This is a genomic window from Methylophilus sp. VKM B-3414, from assembly GCF_032248435.1.
Taxonomy (GTDB): Bacteria; Pseudomonadota; Gammaproteobacteria; order Burkholderiales; family Methylophilaceae; genus Methylophilus; species Methylophilus glucosoxydans.
In genome coordinates, this window is sequence record NZ_JAVTLI010000012.1 from 88,234 (window position 1) to 108,013 (window position 19,780).

The 19,780-nt window shown below is 52.0% G+C and carries 19 protein-coding genes and 1 pseudogene; 8 read left to right on the forward strand and 12 right to left on the reverse strand.

What is annotated here, in order from left to right; translation table 11 throughout:
* Window positions 1–61: 61 nt before the first annotated feature.
* From Q9292_RS12685 to Q9292_RS12695, 3 genes are read right to left on the reverse strand one after another with little or no spacing between them, the layout of a single operon-like run.
* Window positions 62–991, reverse strand: a complete 930-nt coding sequence (locus tag Q9292_RS12685) for an AEC family transporter (protein ID WP_313988653.1) — start codon at window positions 989–991, stop codon at window positions 62–64.
* Window positions 992–999: 8 nt separating this feature from the next.
* Window positions 1,000–1,467 carry a nuclear transport factor 2 family protein gene (locus tag Q9292_RS12690; protein WP_275356574.1) on the reverse strand — a complete coding sequence of 156 codons (468 nt, stop codon included), beginning with the start codon at window positions 1,465–1,467 and terminating at the stop codon, window positions 1,000–1,002.
* 41 nt (window positions 1,468–1,508) lie between these two features.
* Window positions 1,509–2,243: a 16S rRNA (uracil(1498)-N(3))-methyltransferase gene (locus Q9292_RS12695; RefSeq protein ID WP_313988655.1), complete on the reverse strand. Its 735-nt coding sequence runs from the start codon at window positions 2,241–2,243 to the stop codon at window positions 1,509–1,511.
* Window positions 2,244–2,354: 111 nt separating this feature from the next.
* Here Q9292_RS12695 and Q9292_RS12700 point away from each other — a divergent pair, with 111 nt between their 5' ends.
* Window positions 2,355–2,906: a thioredoxin family protein gene (locus tag Q9292_RS12700; RefSeq protein ID WP_313988658.1), complete on the forward strand. Its 552-nt coding sequence runs from the start codon at window positions 2,355–2,357 to the stop codon at window positions 2,904–2,906.
* A gap of 3 nt (window positions 2,907–2,909) precedes the next feature.
* Here the strand turns inward: Q9292_RS12700 and Q9292_RS12705 are convergent, their stop codons facing one another.
* The 6 genes from Q9292_RS12705 to Q9292_RS12730 form a co-directional block, all read right to left on the reverse strand.
* Window positions 2,910–4,121, reverse strand: a complete 1,212-nt coding sequence (locus Q9292_RS12705; RefSeq protein ID WP_313988661.1) for an NnrS family protein — start codon at window positions 4,119–4,121, stop codon at window positions 2,910–2,912.
* A gap of 156 nt (window positions 4,122–4,277) precedes the next feature.
* Complete coding sequence (locus Q9292_RS12710) at window positions 4,278–4,964, reverse strand: PEP-CTERM sorting domain-containing protein (protein ID WP_313988663.1); 687 nt, start codon at window positions 4,962–4,964, stop codon at window positions 4,278–4,280.
* 80 nt (window positions 4,965–5,044) lie between these two features.
* Window positions 5,045–6,613, reverse strand: coding sequence for a hypothetical protein (locus tag Q9292_RS12715; protein WP_313988665.1), 1,569 nt, complete (start codon window positions 6,611–6,613; stop codon window positions 5,045–5,047).
* Between the two features lie 165 nt (window positions 6,614–6,778).
* The gene (locus tag Q9292_RS12720; protein ID WP_313988668.1) at window positions 6,779–7,462 is read right to left on the reverse strand and encodes a PEP-CTERM sorting domain-containing protein; all 684 of its coding nucleotides are present in this window, start codon (window positions 7,460–7,462) and stop codon (window positions 6,779–6,781) included.
* 77 nt (window positions 7,463–7,539) lie between these two features.
* Window positions 7,540–9,300, reverse strand: coding sequence for an ATP-binding protein (locus Q9292_RS12725; RefSeq protein ID WP_313988670.1), 1,761 nt, complete (start codon window positions 9,298–9,300; stop codon window positions 7,540–7,542).
* 119 nt (window positions 9,301–9,419) lie between these two features.
* Entirely contained in the window at window positions 9,420–10,676 is a 1,257-nt protein-coding gene (locus Q9292_RS12730) for a hypothetical protein (protein ID WP_313988673.1), read from the reverse strand.
* A 157-nt stretch (window positions 10,677–10,833) separates the two neighbouring features.
* On the opposite strand from Q9292_RS12730, the gene Q9292_RS12735 reads away from it, so the two are divergent.
* Window positions 10,834–11,472 carry a response regulator gene (locus Q9292_RS12735; protein ID WP_228518904.1) on the forward strand — a complete coding sequence of 213 codons (639 nt, stop codon included), beginning with the start codon at window positions 10,834–10,836 and terminating at the stop codon, window positions 11,470–11,472.
* A 112-nt stretch (window positions 11,473–11,584) separates the two neighbouring features.
* Complete coding sequence (locus tag Q9292_RS12740) at window positions 11,585–12,598, forward strand: Gfo/Idh/MocA family oxidoreductase (protein ID WP_313988677.1); 1,014 nt, start codon at window positions 11,585–11,587, stop codon at window positions 12,596–12,598.
* A 77-nt stretch (window positions 12,599–12,675) separates the two neighbouring features.
* Here the strand turns inward: Q9292_RS12740 and fae are convergent, their stop codons facing one another.
* Complete coding sequence (gene fae / locus Q9292_RS12745) at window positions 12,676–13,227, reverse strand: formaldehyde-activating enzyme (protein ID WP_313988680.1); 552 nt, start codon at window positions 13,225–13,227, stop codon at window positions 12,676–12,678.
* 273 nt (window positions 13,228–13,500) lie between these two features.
* Here fae and tkt point away from each other — a divergent pair, with 273 nt between their 5' ends.
* Entirely contained in the window at window positions 13,501–15,486 is a 1,986-nt protein-coding gene (gene tkt / locus Q9292_RS12750; protein ID WP_313988683.1) for a transketolase, read from the forward strand.
* Window positions 15,487–15,586: 100 nt separating this feature from the next.
* Here the strand turns inward: tkt and Q9292_RS12755 are convergent, their stop codons facing one another.
* Window positions 15,587–16,447, reverse strand: coding sequence for a transglutaminase family protein (locus Q9292_RS12755; protein WP_313988687.1), 861 nt, complete (start codon window positions 16,445–16,447; stop codon window positions 15,587–15,589).
* Window positions 16,448–16,466: 19 nt separating this feature from the next.
* Window positions 16,467–17,264: a transglutaminase family protein gene (locus Q9292_RS12760; protein ID WP_275356588.1), complete on the reverse strand. Its 798-nt coding sequence runs from the start codon at window positions 17,262–17,264 to the stop codon at window positions 16,467–16,469.
* A gap of 140 nt (window positions 17,265–17,404) precedes the next feature.
* Here Q9292_RS12760 and Q9292_RS12765 point away from each other — a divergent pair, with 140 nt between their 5' ends.
* The 4 genes and pseudogenes from Q9292_RS12765 to Q9292_RS12780 all read left to right on the forward strand — a co-directional run bounded on the left by Q9292_RS12765 (window position 17,405) and on the right by Q9292_RS12780 (window position 19,712).
* Entirely contained in the window at window positions 17,405–17,740 is a 336-nt protein-coding gene (locus tag Q9292_RS12765; protein ID WP_313988690.1) for a zinc ribbon domain-containing protein YjdM, read from the forward strand.
* A gap of 171 nt (window positions 17,741–17,911) precedes the next feature.
* Complete coding sequence (locus Q9292_RS12770) at window positions 17,912–18,787, forward strand: PA4780 family RIO1-like protein kinase (RefSeq protein ID WP_313988692.1); 876 nt, start codon at window positions 17,912–17,914, stop codon at window positions 18,785–18,787.
* A gap of 148 nt (window positions 18,788–18,935) precedes the next feature.
* Window positions 18,936–19,180: pseudogene (locus Q9292_RS12775) on the forward strand (integrase core domain-containing protein); the annotation flags it as partial.
* 118 nt (window positions 19,181–19,298) lie between these two features.
* Window positions 19,299–19,712: a hypothetical protein gene (locus tag Q9292_RS12780; RefSeq protein ID WP_313988695.1), complete on the forward strand. Its 414-nt coding sequence runs from the start codon at window positions 19,299–19,301 to the stop codon at window positions 19,710–19,712.
* Window positions 19,713–19,780: the final 68 nt, after the last annotated feature.

A 19,780-nucleotide genomic window follows, 5' to 3' on the forward strand; every position in this document is an offset into this window, starting at 1 on the left:
CAGATTTGACGGCAAAGATTCCGTCGGACAGGATGGTTTTAACGAGCTAAAGCGGTTGCTGTCAGGGCTGCAATGCTGCAAACCATACTGACAGGCTGGCGATGCTGAGCAGGGTACTCAAGAACACGGCCGCGGCATACAGTGCGCCATCCAGGTGATAGCGCTCGCAGATAATAATGCCAAATACCATGGTCGGCATGGCAGCCAGCAAAATGCAGGCGGTCAGGGTGTCACCCGAGATGCCCAGCCATTGTGCAAAGCACCAGGTCACCAGCGGTGCGACGCACAGGCCAATGGCACACACGGGCAATAACAAGGGCATGAATTTCAGTTTAAAAGTATCCCAGCGGATGCTCATGCCCAGTGCAATCAGCATCAGGGGCACCACGCCGCCCGCCAGGGTATGCAAGGCATGTGCAACCATGACCGGTTGCGGAATGTGGCACAGATTGAGGATGGCCGCCAAGAGCAAGGCCCATAGCGGTGGCACGCGCATGAGTTCCTTGAGCGGGTGCGAGCGTTGTTCTGCATGGCCAAAATGTTGCGCCATGAGCATGCCCAGGCTGAGTAAGATCGGCGTGCAGGCAAACAGATCAAACTTGAGCACAATTTCATGCGTCCAGTCGCCCAATACCTCGCTGGTCACCGGTAGTCCAAGGTAGGTCGCGTTCGGGAAGGTGGCCGCCAGCATCAGTGCGCCTTGCTGGGCACGGGTCACGGTCATCAGACGTTGCAATAATTGCAGTACCAGCCACATGCACGAGGCCGCGACCATCAAGCGGCACACGGCAGTCAGCGCAATTTTGACTGCACTCAAATCAAACGGTGCTTGCCATAAGATATTGAGCACCAAGGCTGGCAATAGCACATAAAACACCAGATCTGTCAGCGCACGACGGTGTGACAGGGCGGTGATGTGCGAGGGCGCCCAGCGTTGCCAGAGCATGCCTGCCATAATCAGCAAGGCCATTTGCAGCATGACTTGAAACATGTGCCGCCTTATAAACCGAGCGCGGTCAGTCCGGGGTGCTCATCCGGGCGTCTACCCAGGGGCCAGAAGAATTTGCGGTCTGCTTCTTTAATCGGCAGGTCGTTAATACTGGCGTGGCGCTGCATCATCAGCCCGGCGTCGTTAAACATCCAGTTTTCATTACCGTAGCTGCGATACCAATTGCCCGCGTCGTCGTGCCACTCGTAGGCAAAGCGCACAGCAATCTTGTTATCCAGAAACGCCCAGATTTCCTTGATCAAACGGTAATCCAGTTCGCGCGCCCATTTGCGCGTTAAAAACTGATGCACCTCTGCACGCCCTACTGGAAACTCGGCACGGTTACGCCAAACCGTATCTTCCGTGTAGACCTGGATCACGCGATCCGGGTCGCGGCTGTTCCAGGCATCTTCGGCCATGCGTACTTTTTGCATGGCAGTTTCCAGGGTAAAGGGCGGTAAGGGTGGGCGGGGTTCCATAGAGGCTCCTTGGGTTGCTAAGTGTGCAGTGTCAGACCTGCTTAAAAGTCTCCCCACAGTGACTGCATCACGCTCATGGCAGTCAATGCTGCGGTTTCAGTACGTAAAATCCGTGGGCCAAGCACGATAGACTGGAAGTGATGTTGCGAGGCGAGCGCAATTTCTGCCGCGCTCAAGCCGCCTTCCGGGCCAATTAATAAATGAATGGCGTTTTTTGGCGGGTTTAGTGATGCCAGCCTTTGTGCACCGACAGGATTCAATAACAGGCTAAGGCTGTTAGCGGTCGCGTGCTGGCTCAGCCATTGTGCAAGCGTGAGAGGCGCGTGTACTAACGGAATTATGGCGCGGCCACTTTGCTCGCAGGCGGCGATTGCCACGCCTTGCCAGTGTTCGACGCGCTTTTCGGCGCGGTCGCCACTGAGTTTGGTCACGCAGCGCTCGGTGCTTAACGGGAAGATTTCGCGCACACCCAGTTCCACCGCTTTCTGGATGGTGTAATCCATGCGGTCGCCGCTGGAGATGCCTTGTAGCAGGCGGATATTCAGTGGCGATTCATTGCTGACCTGTGTGCGGCTGAGGACTTCAACGGTAGCGGATTTTTTCTCGACCTGCGTCAGCGCGCAGAGATAGTCAAAACCATCGCCACAAAACAGGATTAACGTATCGCCCACTTTGAGCCGCATGACCCTGACCGCATGCGCCATAGCGTTATCACTGAGTGGGACGGATTGGCCCACAGTCAATGCAGCCGGGCTATGAAATCGTAAATTACTCATGACTGGCATTGTAACCAAAATGCCTGTGTGCGGGCACGGTGGTGACAAGATTCACCTTGGCGTCTTAATCACGTACCATGATGGTTTGATCTAATGGCAGGAGCAACTCTGATGGCAAGTATTAGCCCCCCCGTCTGTGATTTTGGCTGGAAAGCACCGGCATTCAATTTGCCTAATGTAGATGGCAAGCTCGTCAATCTTGAAACCAGCATGGGGCCAAATGGTCTGCTGGTGATGTTTATCTGTAACCATTGCCCTTACGTGAAAGCCATCTTGCCTCGCCTGATCGCTGACGTAAAAGAACTACAGACGCTGGGCGTGAATACGGTGGCAATTATGTCTAATGACCCTTCCGATTATCCGGAAGACAGCCCTGAGAACATGCGCAAAATTGCCACCGAGATGGCGTTTCCGTTTCCTTATCTGTTAGACGAAACTCAGCAAATTGCCAAACTTTATGATGCTGTGTGTACGCCAGACTTTTTTGGCTTTAATAAAGATTTTGCGTTGCAATACCGGGGTCGGTTTGACGAGAGCCGCAAGGAAACTGCTCCTGAGAGTACCCGTGAATTGTTCAAAGCCATGAAACAGGTGGCCGAAACTGGGCAGGGTCCAAAAGAGCAAATCGCCAGTATTGGTTGTTCTATCAAGTGGAAAGAATGAGCGTTAACCGGGCGTGCCGTCAATGCGTGGTTGACTGAGGATCGGCCAATAGACAATCGTAAATAATGTGAATGCGGCGATCCAGGTGCTGGCAGCCAGCATCACTGACAAACGGTAAAAGTCTGGCAGCACGATAGGCAATAACACCCGGCTCAGGGTAGCAAAAATGACCAGGCCAAATATCCATACCAAGCTACGCGGTGGGTTATGAATATTGCGGCCTGTGTGCCCTAAGGAGACCCTAGTCATCATCGCCAGCGTAATCACGCCGATGCCGCCAATCGCCCAGCAATGGATGGCCAGAATCACCGAAATGCTTGGCAGCAAAAAACTCAAGGCATATAGTAAAAAGCCCAGGTTAATAAGCCACAGACCCAGATAAAAACTCCACAGTAGCGGCAGCTGCCAAATGCCGGGGGTATGCCAGCGCCATAACCTAAAGCTTGCGCTGACGCTGATAGTAAGTCCTAACACTGTATTCAGAATTTCAGCATTGGCGGTTAATATATTGATCAGCAGTGCGGCCAGGCAGACCATCAACAGGCGATCTATCCAAACTGAATTTTTGAGCGTCACCTGTTCTTTCACGCCACGCTCAATAAACATGGGCAAAATGCGGCGGCTCATCACCATGATCAGGCTGACATTGAGCAGTAAACCCATCCATAGCGCGGCATGTGCACCTTGGTTTGTCCAGCCCAGCGCTTGCGAATAAAAAGCCAGGTTGCCAACCGACAGCAACAGTACTTTTGACAGTACGCCCAGCTGGCGCCATTGCTTCACCTGAATAATCGGTCTGGCAACCGCGATGAGCAGCCACAGGTTGAATAGGCCGTCAAACGCAGCTGCCAATGCGACCAGGTAGGGTGCCATCAGCATGACGGCGCGGGCCAATGCCCAGCAGGTGACCAAGCCTATGAGCGGGCGACCATGTAAGGTCTGCAGACCGGTCCAGTTTTTGACCGCGGTCAGTAAAAATCCCGCAATCACGGCAAAGGCAAAACCATATAGCATTTCGTGTGCATGCCACTGTGATGCGGTCACCGTGTTCAACACTAGCGCCGAATGCGTTGCATATTTCCACACCCAGAGGCCAATCGAGAGCACCGCAAAGCAGGCAGCCAGCAAGAAAAAAGGCCTGAAGCCCAGGTTGAACAGTGCAAACTGGTTAGCCGGTACCTTGCGGCTGGGTGGTGAGATGGTGAGTGGTTGCATGCAGGCCTCCTCAAAAGCGTATAGCGAATAATACGGCGCTGAGGTGCCCGCATATTGCGCTGACGCAAACATGATGCATGCAAAAATGCCAATTAAAAACCCCGCGCTGAACGGGGTTAAATCAACATCAGGCCTGATGGCCAAGGTGTCGGTGAGTTATACACGCAGCGGTTGTTTTCTAAACAGGCACAAGCCTGCGACCCCCAGGCCAAGCAGGCTGGCGGATAACGGCTCGGGCACTGGCGTCGCCAGCGTCGTCGCATAGGTGACATCGTCTACGGCAAACGTACTGGAGCAGCAACCGGTGCCAGCAAAGACGATGCGATTAAACGCCACATCGGAGGTGAACCCAATAAAGCCATTTAGAGTTTGATTGCTGACGTAAGGGTCTGGCGCGGCATAGGTGGCAATATGATGGTATTCACCATAGGCCGGGCCGATACGGGCCAAGCTGATGGAGAGCAATTGTAGCCGACTATTGTTCATGGTGAGCCCAAAGGCAGTGATTGGCTGACTAAAAATCAGATCCGCCCAGCCGCCGTATGAGGTGTTGAAATAGAGGTTGGTTGTGCCATTGATATCTATCGTTGAAGAAGGTGCATCGACACTGACACTGCCGCTCAATGTGAAGTCATTGAGGTGGATGCCGGTGCTGCTGGGATCTAGGTCTGCCGTCACTGCGTCAAAGGTTTCGCTAGACACCGTACCCGCTGCAGTCAAAAAGCTGGCTTTATCCGTGTATACCGTGAAGGCTGCCATCGCGGGCATGCTAGTCAGGCCAATAGTAAAAAGCGTAACGAGTTTGATAAACCAAGCTGGATTAATCGCTGGGGATGACATCATATGCTCCTTTTAAGTAAATGATGGGATGAGAATGCTTGTATGTGTGTTAAAGCGACCTGGCAAAATATGCCTGTATTTTCTCAAGCGCTTTGACGACGCCATAACAACAGTGGCAAGCCCATCATGAGCAGCCAGGCCTGGCTTGGCTCTGGCACAGGGGTCACTGCCCAGCTGGCGACGACCAAAAACTGGTTGCTGTATATATTGTTGAGTTGCAAGCGCGAGGCCGTGCTCTGTCCGCTGAGTTCTAGCAAACCACTTGAGATTTCGCCGATATAGACTTCACCTTCACCTTGCAACACTGCCGAACCGGCATAATCGCTGTTACCAATCACCGTCAGGCCATTTCCCTCCAGCAAACTGATGCGGTCATATAATCCATTCCGTAACAGAGCATAGCGAGCAGCATCTGGCAGGTTGAGTTCTACCAAGCCGCTGCTGCTATTGCCTAAGTAATAGATGGAGAGCATGGCGTTAGTCAACCCAAGTAATGCCCCGTCCAGCGTCAATTGAGGGGTGGCACTTGTCGTGAGTGGCACGCCCAGCGCTTGATCTAGTTTCGAAGCAAAATCATGCTCATTGCTGCCGCTGGCAATTAGTGATAATGCCGCCAGTGACAGGGCTGCATGGTCACTGGTCAGGTCTTCGCTGCTAAAGCCAGCCGTTGAGCGTCCCAGAGAGGGGTCCACGGTTGCGGTGACGTTCCATAGCTGACGCATGAGATCGAAGGGTGAGTTGAACATGGTAGGGTCCGTCGCGCCTGCATTGAGCAAAATGGTGCTGTCTCTGGCGGCTGCGAGCAGTGTTTGTGCATCTTTTAGCTCGGGCGTGCGGGCGATTTTCAGGGTATTTGCGACTGCGACATCCGTCAGTACACTATTGCGCAGGGATTGAATATCGGTTGCGGCAGCATCCCAGCGTGCGGCTGCGACTCCGCCACCTGCCCCTGGGGTGGCGGCGAGGGCATCTGCCACATATTGGCTACGTGTTTTGGCGGTAAAGGTGGCATTCACATTGACTGTGCCGGATAAAGAGAGCCCGGCATAATTGATGCTCACACCATCCGCGGTAAACGTGGGTGCGCCACTTGCTTGCAAGCGTATGGGTTGCACCAGTGCCGCTGCACTGGTGGTTGAGTTTGAGAGCGGAGAGAGAAATTTTAACGTGCTATAGACTTCGTCGCGGGTACAGGAAAGCGCGGTTGCACGGCAAAACCAGGTGGCATCGAGGTTGAGTGACTCGGTGGTGGTCAGCAGGCCGCCGCTCAATGTGGCGCCGGCTTCTATCCGCGTTAGGGTGCGTTGGCTATCAGGCAATACTGAGACCCCTGGGTCATTCAGTGAAATAAATTGATTACCTCTTAGTTCAATCGTCATGCTGCCGCTACTGAACGTTCCAAGTCGGGTGCTCAAAAACCGCGCATTGGCAATAGTTGGGTCCAAGGTCAACAGCTTGTCAATCTGGTTGCTGTAAGTGGTGATATCCACGCCATCGACAGACACCGAGGTGGTTCTGTTCATGATGGCAATCTCGTTAAAGTTTAGTCGCATGTTAGTTGCGATTTCTGTGGCGAGGGCCTGGAAAGGCAGGCAAGCAGCCAACACAATGATGGCGGCAGATGGTTTAGCGTAGCGCTGCAAGGTCAACATGACAAACCCTTTGCCCTGGTGGGCACGAGATTAAGAATGTCCATAGACTAGTGCAATCACCCGAAAAAAGGCACCCCCAGTTCAGGGGGGTGCCATCACAGCTACTCAAAGGGTGAAACAGTCGTTTTTATTTTTTTACTAGGATTTTGGCCCGCGACAGCGCCTTTATTCTGTAGTCGATTTGCGCGTGCGCCTGTATCCAACCACGCCCAGCAAGCCCAGACTGAGCATGAGCGCCGAGGTGGGCTCTGGCACACTGCTCACCATTTGCCCATACTGGATATGATCGACTTCAATGCCGCCCCCGGTGCCTATGGTGATTGATTTTACGCCGCCAGCAAATTGCACACCAAAGAAGCGGTCATCGCCGGTGGTGCCGCCAAACGTGCCATCAGGAATGCCTGTGTAGGACTGTGAACCCAGCGATTGCCCCAGTGCATCTGTTGCGCTGAACGTAATGGTGCCAGAGCCATCCGTCCAGACCACACCAAAGGCTGTTGGCAGAGGGCCGCTACCCGTGTAAGTGAAGGTCACATTGCCTGAAAACCAGCTACGTCCTGCGGTGCCAAAACCATCAATGTTGCCATCATCGGCATCCACCGAGTCGGCAATGCCGGTGGGTCCATACACTGAACCGTTACTGGCACTGATAGACGCATCCAGCGATCCATCTTCCAGATTATCTAGTAGGACAGGATTGCCTCCCAGGTAAAAGCCAGCCGGGATGTCACTCGAGGATAGGTAGGGCGTGGGTCCCCAGAAGATCGCGGTACTACTCGTGGCATGTGCCATATTGGCACTGGCAAGTAAACAACCAGTGAGTGCGGTCATTATTGTTAATCTGTGCATGTCTCTCTCCTCCTGATGATTGGAGTACTCATCTTAGAGACTTTGCCATTTTGCTTGCACCCCCTGGATAGGGGGTATTAATGGGGAGCTTGCGCGAATGCTTGCAACGGCAGTTGCAGGCAGAGTTTGAGCCCGCCTGCGGGCAAGGCTTCAAAGTGCACTTCACCGCCCAGCAGCGTCGCGCGTTTCTGAATATTGTGCAAACCCCGCCCTTTGGTTCTGGCCGACTCGGCGGGCAGCCCGATGCCATTGTCACTTACCGTCAGTAACAGCTGCCTGTCGCTACAACGCAGGTTGACTGTGACCTGGCTTGCCTGTGCATGGCGGATCACATTTGAAACCGCCTCACGGATAATGCGGCCAAGGTTGAGGACTTGGGGTTGCGTCAGAAGCAGATGGTCTTCCTTCATCTCAATCTGCCAAACCAGCTGGATATGGACATCACTCAAGCGTTTCTCGCACTCGATACGGTAGTCGGCCATGGCATCCGTCAATGGGATATGTTCTGTCCCGGCCCGTGAAACTACATCGCGCAGGTCTTGCAGGGCAGACCTGGCAAGTTCGGCATTGTTGCTGTCTTGGGCGCGGTATACCAGAGTCAGCAGTTTGGCTCCCAAGTCGTCATGCAGATCCTGGTAAATCCGCTCGCGCTCCTCCAGTGAGGCCTGCTCTTTGAGAATGGACTGCAATTGCTGAAAGTTTTGATTCAGCTCTTCATGCTTGGAAACCACGCGTTGTTCGAGTTGCTGATTCAGTTGCTCGTAATCATTGAGGGCCCCCACATACCTTGAAGTCATCATGAGCCCGACAATCAAAAACAGCACGGGGGCCGAGAATTGCATCAGATATTCCTCATTGCTCACCCAGTGGTTGAGTGCAGCAATATTGGTGTGTATCAGCCAGTCATGAAAGGCAAATAGCAGGATCAAACTCAAGGTCAGCAACAGTAAGTTGGCATCCTTGTTGCGGTGCATAATGCCTTCTTTTGCCAGCAAGCAGAGGCCGAACACCACCACGCCCATGGTCACCAGGTGCCATACATCGGTGACGTCAGTAAAGTAAGCATCGGGAGTGCACAGCAAAGTCAGCGGCGACATGATGAGGATCGCCCACAGCAACTGATTGAAACGCTTAAGTCGGATGCCGACAAAATCGAGCAGTGAGATCAGCCACAAGGTGGCAATCGCCTGAAAACTCGCATTCACAAACAACTCCCATTGTGGGGTCGGCAAGGGCGCGGTGATGATGTAAAAATTGAGGGATTGCAGTGCCCAGACAAAGGCGGCCAGTCCAAACAGGCCGTAGGCGGTATCCTGCTTTCTGCGCCACCACAGGCTCAGCATCAGCAGCCCAATCCCCACGATCAGCAAGCTTGACGTCTGGTTCAGTGTGATACGGATAAATCTGGCTTCTTCAAAGCGCGGTTGCAGATGCTCTAATGTATCTATTTGCGGCGGAGCGAGCATGCCTTGAGAGTGTGCGGGGGCAATGACTCTTACGAGTAACAGATTGTCGCGGGGCTTGAGCAGGTGGGGCGGGATGGCAAATAACAAGGGGCGGTTCCAGTGCCTGGCGACGGGCTCTTCAAACGCACCGCCAGAGCCTATCTTCTCACCATTGAGAAACGCTTCCGCATTCAGGCTGAGCCTGGAAAGGTAGAGTCCATACAAAGCCTTCTGGCTGAGTGTCGGGTAATCAAACTGAAAGCGATACCAGCCTATGCCCTCTGCCGTCGGATGAGTGATCTTCCAGATGTCCGGCAGGCTGGCAGTTTGCCAGTCTGCATGGTCACCTGGGGGCTGGGGAGCGGCACTCTGGACAAACTCTCCTTGTTTCATGCTGACTAGAGCGTTGCTGGTCACCTCAGGGGTTGCAAATGTGCTTAGGGAGGCGAACAACAGCCACAAAAAAATGCAGCTATCGCGCAATGGTCTTAACAGGGCATGCACGCAAAAACTCATCTAAACAAGGCCGTCACTTGCAGGTAAATGTCTCGGACATCGACAAAGTTGCGCCCGGAAAAAGTATCCTGCATTTCGAGCCTGACGATCAGCGGCAGCGGTAACTTGCCTTGTTGCCAGGCCTGGATACCACTCCAGGTCGCACTCAGCCGGTACTGGTCGGCGCGGGTGTAGGTGTTCGTTTCCAGGCTGCTGGTATCGGTGCCAAGGTCAGAGCGGTAAGTGTCAGACTGCTTTTCATAACGGTGCCAGGTGGCCGCCCAGCGCCAGTTGGACCAGCGATACCCCAACTCAATATCGGTTTCATAAAAGTCCCCCAGGTCGCGCTGTAATCTTTGTTTGCTACTGGCGAGGGCCAGTAACTGGCCTGAAGAGGGGATGCGCATGCTGGCTTTGTCGCGGGTTTGCCAGTTGTAATCGGCCAGTAACCGCAAGTCGAGGTGACTGCCTATATTCTTGAAATATTCTATGCGGGTGCGCAGGTCGTCGCTACCGTCGCCGGGCGGCGTATCCAGCAAGTTATCCGGGTCGTCTTTTCTGGCCAGGCCGACACGCCAGCCGATGCCCACAATCAGGCTCTGGTCTGCCGCCTTGTAGGCCCGCCAGAGTACGCCTATGGTCGGGTCGCTAAATCCCTCTGACTGTTGAGAAGCAATCTGCTTGTATTGATAACCATACGCCGGATTCGTCAGGATATTTTGCACGCCAGCCGTATCCATGGGAGCCACCGCGCCACCCGCAGGCGCAAACGGAAAGTTGCCTGCGCTGATGGGCTGACTCGCGTCAAACGCGGGGTTTGCGCCGACATTACCACCGTCGACGCCAAAACTGACGCGCGTGTGTGATTTCACATAAGGGATGATCGCGCCTATCGTGATATCCGGCGTGATGCCATAGCCGATGGTCAATGTGCTGATCTGGTTACGCACCTCACTCTTGAAGCGCGTCGTTCCCAGCGAGGCACCGGGACCTAATAGTGCGAGTGAAGGGAAAATGCTGCTATTTAATTGAATGCCGTCAAAGCTGGCGCCCAGCCCTTGCAAGTTGCCATGTTGATCATAGGTCTGGTGGTAGTCGTTGTTGCGTTGCTCAAAGCGGATGCCCCAGCTACTTTCAGGCGCCATGGTGTTGAGGCCAAACGCCGTGGGTATGGGTAATTCATCCATGGCGAATGCCTCTTGTGTTAGAAGGTTGCCCAGCAATAGCCCGCCCATCAATAAACTGATCCAGTTCAGGCGTGATAGGGGGCGCATTAGATTCGGCAACAAAACAGGCAAACACAAAAGAGTCTTAGTCATGAGTGTATTCGAATTATTTTTTGATCGGAGCCCCCTGTTTGCGGGGGTGTTATACGTTGAATTTGGTATATAGTTTTTATCCCAACGCTATTGCTGTCCTAGCCACTGCCCTATGATGAAAACTGCTTTTATTCTTGAGGATACTCCCGAGTCACAATTGTGGCTGTCTGAGGTCCTGCAACAGAGTTTTCCAGATATCCAGATACACGCAGCCAATCACATCGCGCAGGCACTCACTGCGTTGAACCATCTATCAGCAATCGATATCGCGCTCATTGATTTGAGTCTACCAGATGGTAGCGGGGTTGCGGTGATTGAATGGTTAAATCGTCATTCACCGCAAACAATTTGTGTGGTAGCCAGCATATTTGATGATGATAGCCACATTTTCCCGGCATTGCGCGCAGGGGCGCATGGTTATTTACTGAAAGACCAGCCACAAACCGCCATCGTACAGGCGCTGAATGGGATTGTGACGGGTCAGCCGCCACTGTCACCCGCGATTGCGCGCAAGTTATTGCGGCATTTTCACGAGCCCTATGTCGAGGCGACTGCACAAGGCGTTCTCACCGAGCGTGAAAAAGAGGTGCTGTCGATTATTGCCAAAGGCATGACCATGGCAGAAACTGCCAATATTCTCGGTCTCAAGCGCAATACGGTGGCTGGGTACGTCAAGGAAATCTACCGCAAATTAAATGTTTCTTCGCGGGCTGAAGCCGCCATCACGGCACAACGCATGGGGCTGATTTAATCTTTTAGGGCACTTACAAAGCCCTTGCCCTGTCTTTCTTAATGCAAAGGCGCATGACCCCGCCATTTTCTGCAAGGTATAATCAGCCAAATTAAAATATGGGAAGAGCATCATGACGACAAAACTAAAATGGGGCATTCTCGGTGCTGCGCGTGTGAATGAGCGCTTGCTACCTGCGATTGTAGAGGCCAGCAACGCGCAACTGGTTGCCATTGCCAGCCGCCGCCCGGGCGCCGCCAAGGCCACGCTGGATAAATACGCACCCAATGCGGGTGGCGTTAGTTGTTATGACGATATGGAGAGTCTGCTCACAGACAGCAATGTTGAAGCTGTCTATTGCCCCATGGCCAACGAAGAGCATGCCGAATGGGCGCTCAAGGCGATTGCGGCAGGCAAGCATGTGCTGATAGAAAAGCCGATGACCACCAAGTTGGCAGATATTGATGCGATTGAATCTGCCGCCAAAGCCAAAGGGGTGACCGTGATGGAAGGCTTTATGTACCGCTTTCATCCGCAGCATGCCAAGGTTAAAGAATTAATCGACAGCGGGCTCATCGGCGATGTGCTTTCATGCCGTGCCAGTTTTTCTTTCCTGATGGCGCCTGCACGTATGTACCGCATTACCCGTGATATGGCCAACGGTGGTGGTGCCATGTGGGATATTGGGCCTTACGCCATCCATGCCTTGCGCTGGTGTTTTGCGCAAAACGGCGTCCCTGCCGAACCTAAAGATGTATTGGCCTATGGCAAACTCAACGAGCATGGCGCCGATGTGGTTGCCAGTGGTGTGCTCGATTTTGGCCCTGATGCACAGGGACGTGCGCGTTTCGGCCACTTTGATGTGAGTTTTGAGCGTGGCCGCAAAGCCGAGTATGAGCTGATTGGCGATAAGGGCTGGATCAAGTGCCACAATATGTGGTCTTACCCGGGCGATGATCCGGTCATTAGCTGGGAAGCGGGCGGCAAGTCAGAAACCATTGTGCTGCCCAAGGCTAACCACTTTAATCTTGAGATTGAGCATTTCAGTGATTGCGTGCTCAATGGCAAAGCCCCCTTACTGACGTTTGACGATGCGCGTGGCAATTGCAAGGCGATTGAAGCGGTGATTGCTGCGTTGAAACGTTAAGGCTTTGCACAATAAAAAAAGGATGCCAAGGCATCCTTTTTTTATTGCTGAGTTGGTGTTTTAAAACTTGCCATGCTCTAAATCTTATTATCCAGGCCCATCTGGTAATACTTATGCACAATCTTCTCCTGGTTTTCTAACAACCAGTCTATGCTAGGCTCATTGCGCAAGGCTTTTTGAATCGCCTTGAAGGTCGCCTCACGGTGAATATCAAACAGCGCCTTATGGTCGATTTTCTCTTGTTCCAGAATCGCCGGGCTCAACCACACTGAAACAATAATGCCCAAGTCATTGGCTTTTTCTTTCGGGATATCGCCGCTACGTACGGCATCCAGTACGCCGTTGGCAATGGCGCCCTGCACGGTGCCCATCAAAATATTGGTGTAACGCGGATCTTTCACAGTCACCTTGCTCACCATCAGCGTCGCTGGGCGCACCATAATGTCGGTGTTCATAATCGCCAGTACGCGGGTATGGCCTTTGACCTGGTCGCCCAGCAGGTTGGCAAATGCTGTGCCCATCGGGCCGTTCATTTCACCAATCGCCACTTCGGGTTCAGCCGCCGTGCCGGGTGGGCCGCCTGCCACCAGTGCTTCACCCACACGCATAATAATTCGATCATTAGACATCTTTGGAGCTCCTTTGCTATCAATGTATTGCAACATGGTAGGGGAATTCTCCCACCATGGCTAGTTGCATGCGCTCGGTATCGCGGTTTTACCGCTTGAGGCACCAAGCGCGTGCATGAATTTAATAACCATTAACGCTTGAAGAAAAGCAGGTTCTAGGGAATAATCTAGCCTTTCCGTAAAAGGCTGGTTTTCTGGCTTTTTTAAAGAATTCAATCAAGGTTTTGCAGCTTTTTGTGTAAGACCGTTCACTTTCACTCTAGGGAGAAAACAATGGCAACTCGTGTCGACTTGTGCAACGCCATCCGTGCTCTGAGCATGGACGCTGTACAAAAAGCAAACTCCGGCCACCCAGGCGCACCTATGGGCATGGCTGAAATTGCTGAAGTATTGTGGAACCACAATCTGAGCCACAACCCAAACAACCCACAATGGGCTAACCGTGACCGTTTCGTATTGTCAAACGGCCATGGCTCAATGCTGATTTACTCCTTGCTGCACCTGACTGGTTACGATGTGACCATGGACGACATCAAGTCTTTCCGTCAATTGCACTCCCGTTGCGCTGGTCACCCAGAATACGGCTACGCACCTGGCGTTGAAACAACTACCGGTCCATTGGGCCAGGGTATTGCAAACGGCGTTGGTTTCGCCATGGCAGAAAAACTGCTGGCTAGCCAATTCAACAAGCCAGGCCACGACATCGTTGACCACTACACATACGTGTTCCTGGGCGACGGCTGTATGATGGAAGGCGTTTCTCACGAAGCTTGCGCACTGGCTGGTACATGGGGCCTGGGCAAACTGGTTGCTTTCTGGGATGACAACGGTATTTCTATCGACGGCCACATCGAAGGCTGGTACACAGACGACACCGCAGGCCGCTTCAAAGCATACGGCTGGCACGTTGTTTCAGTAGATGGTCACGACCAGGCTGCGATTCAGAAAGCCATCGACGAAGCGAAATCAGTGACAGACAAACCATCACTGATCTGCTGTAAAACCATCATCGGTAAAGGTTCTCCAAACAAATCCGGTTCACACGACTGCCACGGTTCTGCATTGGGCGAAGCTGAAGTTGCAGCAACCCGTGCTGAAATCGGCTGGCCACACGAGCCATTCGTGATTCCTGCTGACGTGTACGAAGGCTGGAACCAAAAAGACAAAGGCGCAAAACGCGAAGCTGACTGGAACGCCAAGTTCGACGCTTACGCTAAAGCCTACCCAGCAGAAGCTGCAGAATTCAAACGCCGTATGGCCGGTGAATTGCCAGCTAACTGGAAGTCACTGACTGACGCAATCATCGCTGAAACGAACGAAAAAGCTGAGAAATTGGCTACTCGTCAAGCTTCACAAAAAGCAATTACAGCGTTGGCGCCAATCTTGCCAGAATTCCTGGGCGGTTCAGCTGACTTGACAGGTTCTAACCTGACAGCGGCTAAAGAATTCAAACACGTGAGTGGTAAAGAGCCAGGCAACTACATCTCTTACGGTGTACGTGAGTTCGGTATGGCTGCCATCATGAACGGTATGGCATTGCACGGTGGCTTGTTGCCATACGGCGGTACTTTCCACATGTTCTCTGACTACATGAAAAACGGCATGCGTATGTCTGCGTTGATGCATCAACGTGTGATCTACGTGCTGACCCACGACTCTATCGGTCAAGGTGAAGACGGTCCTACCCACCAACCAGTAGAAAACACTTCTGGTCTGCGTATGATTCCTCGTATGGATGTATGGCGTCCAGCTGACTCTACAGAAACAACCGTTGCATGGGTTGCTGCAGTAGAGCGCACTGAAGGCCCAACCAGCTTGGTATTGAGCCGTCAAGCAGTGCCAGGCATCAAGCACGATGCTAAAGACTTTGAACTGATCCGCAAGGGTGGCTATGTATTCTCTGACGCTGCAGGTAAAGCGGATGTGATCATCATTGCTAACGGTTCCGAGTTGGATCTGGCAATTCAAGCGGCTGCTGAATTGAACGCTGCGGGTACTAAAGTGCGTGTGGTTTCCATGCCATCCACCAACGTATTCGACCGTCAAGACCAGGCTTACAAAGACAGCGTATTGACTCCAGGCGTTAAACGCGTGGCTGTTGAAGCTGCTCACCCAGACTTCTGGCGTAAGTATGTAGGTATTGAAGGTGCCGTTGTTGGTATCGATACCTTCGGCGAATCCGCACCAGGCGGCGCACTGTTCAAACACTTCGGTTTCACCGTAGAGAATGTTGTGAACACAGTGAAATCTGTTTTGTAATTTAGACCAGATTGCTGCATAAAAAACCGCTTCCTCGTGAAGCGGTTTTTTTTCGCCTATATGCCGTGAAACAACCCATCCACGGCAAGGTTACTCTTGCTTAGCTTGTGAGCAAATTCACTTGTACATTCACAATCAACTTAGGCTGAATATTGGGGCCGATAAAGCTGCCAGCCACTGGCGGGATCGTTTCCGGGTTACGGGAAACCGCCACGGCAATATGTTGTGTGCCGGTCACCTTTCCTGCGGTGGGGTCAAAGCCTTTCCAGCCGGTGCCTGGCAAATATACCTCAGCCCAGGCATGCGTGGTGGCGTTACCGGCCTCAGTCGCCGGGGCATGCAAATAGCCACTGACAAACCGGCTGGCCAGTCCCAAGAGGCGGCAAGCTTCAATAAACAAGGTGGCATAGTCACGGCAAGAGCCACTCAGCTTATTCAAAGTGGTGGCCGGGGTCTGCACGCCAGGTTCTTCGCGAATCTGGTAGCGAAACTGGGTATAAATCGCCTGATTCAGGCGGGTCAGCAGTTCAAATGTATTGATACTGCCGTTTCTCAGCCCCAGTTGTAGCAGCCACTGGCTCACCGCATCTTGATCATCCATAAACGTGGGCCGCTGAAAAGCCGCCAGGTCTTCCCAGTCAGCCTGCGCATAGGCAAACGGATAATTCACCGCATACGGTTCAATCCAAAAGTCCAGTGGGGCCTCTTCATAGTGTTGAATCACCACTTCACTTGCAATGGTGAGTCTGTCGCTCGCTTGCAAAAACGTGACAGCCGCCAGCGAGTTATCAAACACATCGCGATACCATTTGATCTGATACGCTGGCGTAATATTCAGGATAGAAGACTCAATGCGCAAATCGTGCCCCTCACGCGGCCGCAGCAATAAATAATGCTGCTGCAGTGTGACTGTGCCCGAGAACAGGTATTCAGTCAGATGTTTGATTCTTAATCGCTTCATGGTGTGTTTCTCGCGCCATTTAAATCGGTGCGGCGGCCAGTTGCGTGACACGCACCTGCATCAGCGCCGGGTACAAGGCCGGGCCAAACTGGTTAAAAATGGCAACATCGGCCGCATCACGTCCATAGGCCACAGTAATGCGTCCGCCCATGGATTCTGACTGGCTCGGGTCAAACGTGTACCATCCCCCATTCACATACGCTTCAAACCAGGCATGAAAGTCCATCGGTTGTAGTCCGTGCAAATACCCCACCACCATGCGTGCCGGGATGCACAGCCCTCGGCACAAGGCGATGCCCAAATGCGCCAGCTCACGGCAAACGCCTTCGCGCTGCTGATTCACCTCAACCGCAGACAGTTGAAAATGTGGAGAATCCGGATTGAAACGAATATTCTGGCGTATCCATTGCTCGATGGCCTTTACCTGGTCGTATCCAGGCAACACGTTGGCGACAATTTGCTGGCCCAGATCAATGAATTTATCTGACTCACAATAGCGTGACGGCAGTAAATAAGTCAGCACATGGTTAGGCAAATGCTGAACCTCTTCAAACCGCCCGCCGGGCGCAGTCTCAAGCTTGTCAGCGGTCAAAATATCCGCCGATGTGCTGATATAAAACTCACCCACAGGCGCAATCAGGCGCTGGCAAAGATTGCCATAAGTGTCGGTATATTCTTCCACCGGCACACTGGGCTTAAGCGTATAAGACTGCCGAGCCACCCACTGATGCACCCCACTGCGCGGCCTCAGCATCAAAATAAACGGTGTGGGAATACTGACAACAAAGCTGATATCACATTCAGTACGTAACCACATGTGCAATCCTTAAGTGATGCAAGCCAACCCATTCTAGCCTGCTTTCAAGGCATATGTGCAAAAGTGAATGAATAACTAAGACATATCAATAATAACCCTGTAAAATTTATGGTTTTACAGTTTTAGCCAGAAAGTTTTTTATGTCATTGCCAGCCTGCCCAAAATGCCAATCCGAATACACCTACGAAGACGGTGATAACTACGTCTGCCCTGAGTGCGCGCATGAGTGGAGCAAAGTGGCCACTACCGAATCAGAAGAACTCAAAGTCGTGCGCGATGCCAACGGCAACGTGCTGCAAGATGGCGATACCATCACCGTGATCAAAGACCTGAAAGTCAAAGGTTCTTCATCCGTTGTTAAGGTTGGCACCAAAGTGAAAAACATCCGCCTGGTCGATGGCGACCATGATATCGACTGTAAGATTGATGGCTTTGGCGCGATGAAGTTAAAGTCGGAGTTTGTGAAAAAGGCTTAGCCCAATGACTCTTGTTCTGTCATTTAAAACAGCTTGACCGATAAACACCGCCTCTCAGGGGGGCGGTGTTTTTTATGGTAATTGGCAGATAAATACGTTACGCACACTGTAATCACGCCTCTATCCTACGGTTTAATGATAGTCTGACCAAAATTATTAATAGCCCGTAAGATGAAAACCCCAAAAAGATTAGAGCCGCTGCTTGAAGATGGTGTGGTAGATGAAGTGATGCGCCAGTTGATGAGCGGTAAAGAAGCCACGGTGTACGTTGTGCGCTGCGGTGAAGAAACACGCTGTGCCAAGGTGTATAAAGAAGCCAACAAACGCAGTTTCCGCCAAAGTGTCGATTACACCGAAGGCCGCAAAGTTAAAAGCAGCCGTCAGGCGCGGGCCATGGCCAAAGGCTCAAAATACGGCAAACAGGCACAAGAAGAAGCCTGGCAAAGTGCAGAAGTCGATGCGCTGTACCGGCTTGCTGCCGCAGGTGTCAGCGTGCCCACCCCCTATCAATTTTACGAAGGGGTGTTGATCATGGATTTAGTCACCGACGCCGAAGGCAATGCCGCGCCACGGCTCAACGACGTGGTATTCACCGCCGAAGAAGCCCGCCAGCATCATCAATCGCTGCTCAAAGAAGTCGTGCGCATGCTATGCGCTGGCATCGTCCATGGCGACCTTTCCGAATTTAATATCCTGCTCAGTGCCCATGGCCCCATCATCATCGACTTACCCCAAGCCGTCGATGCCGCAGGCAACAACCACGCCATGAGCATGCTGGAACGAGATGTCGGTAATTTGGCTGATTTTTTCGGCCAATTTGCGCCCGAGCTTATTAACACACACTATGGCAAAGAAATCTGGGCGCTCTACGCAAAAGGCGCACTCACACCCGAAACGGTGCTGACTGGACAATTCAAACAAGACAATAAACCGGTAGATTTAAAAAGCGTGGTACGCGTGATAGACGCTGTGCGTGAGGATGAAGCCAAAAAGCAAATGCGCTTGGCAGAAGCCAAAGCCGCGCTGCCTAAGCCTAAACGATTTTAAAGGTGCTCACAATTAATTGAACAAATTTTTGATAGCGTAGGATCATTTAATAGGTACCTCCCTACGCAAGCTGAATCAGGGTTGCAACGTGTGGCGTGCAGGTCGCCATGCTGGAAATGTTGTTTTGCAAGACCTGACCCCAAAGGGTAATATCAAAATCAGCATGGATGGCAAAGGCTGCTGGCGGATTAACATATTTGTAGAACGCTTGTGGCGCTCAATCAAATATGAGGAAGTTTACCTTCATGCTTACGCCAGCGTGACGGCAGCAAACAAGGATTGGAAAGATACATCTCAAAATACAACAGCGACCGACCGCACAGCTCGCTTGACAGGCTGACGCCAGATGAGTTTTACTTTAAACACCTGTCCGCAACATCCAAGGCAGCTTAAACAGAATCGCAAGGTATTTCACTTAAAATATCAAACATTCTGTCCAACTAAACGGGGCCACCTCTGTTAACCGAATATTGCTCAGCATTAATCACCAACGCCGTCACTGGCAAAATAGATGTTAGAGATTTTGTTGTACCAAACATGCCAAGCTAAAAATAACGGTTGCAAAATGACTTATCTTAGGAAAAACGGAATTGCAATTGATGTACCCCCAGATGACGATGAAGTGTGGTTTTCATTAGATGGAATGGGAACATGGATACCTAACAAAGACAATTTTATTAATGAGATTGAGGATGAATGTCTAAAAGTCCATAACAATCTTGCAGCAAATATCTTCGGTGACTTAGTTACCTACTACGCAATTATTGCCTCTAATCAGGGTTTGCTTGACCTCTTGGAGTATGCTGGTCTTAATTCGGAGTCTCCAATTTCCAAAATTGATTTTGAAAGCATAATTGGTACAAAATTAAACCACTCTATGGTTCATCAGTTACTGTATTTGTATGATTGCCGAAAGCTAGTTTGAATCGCCCCGGCTAGCCTAGATATTTTCGAGCCTCTCGAAATACCGCCGTTCAAACTCTGCGGGAGCGA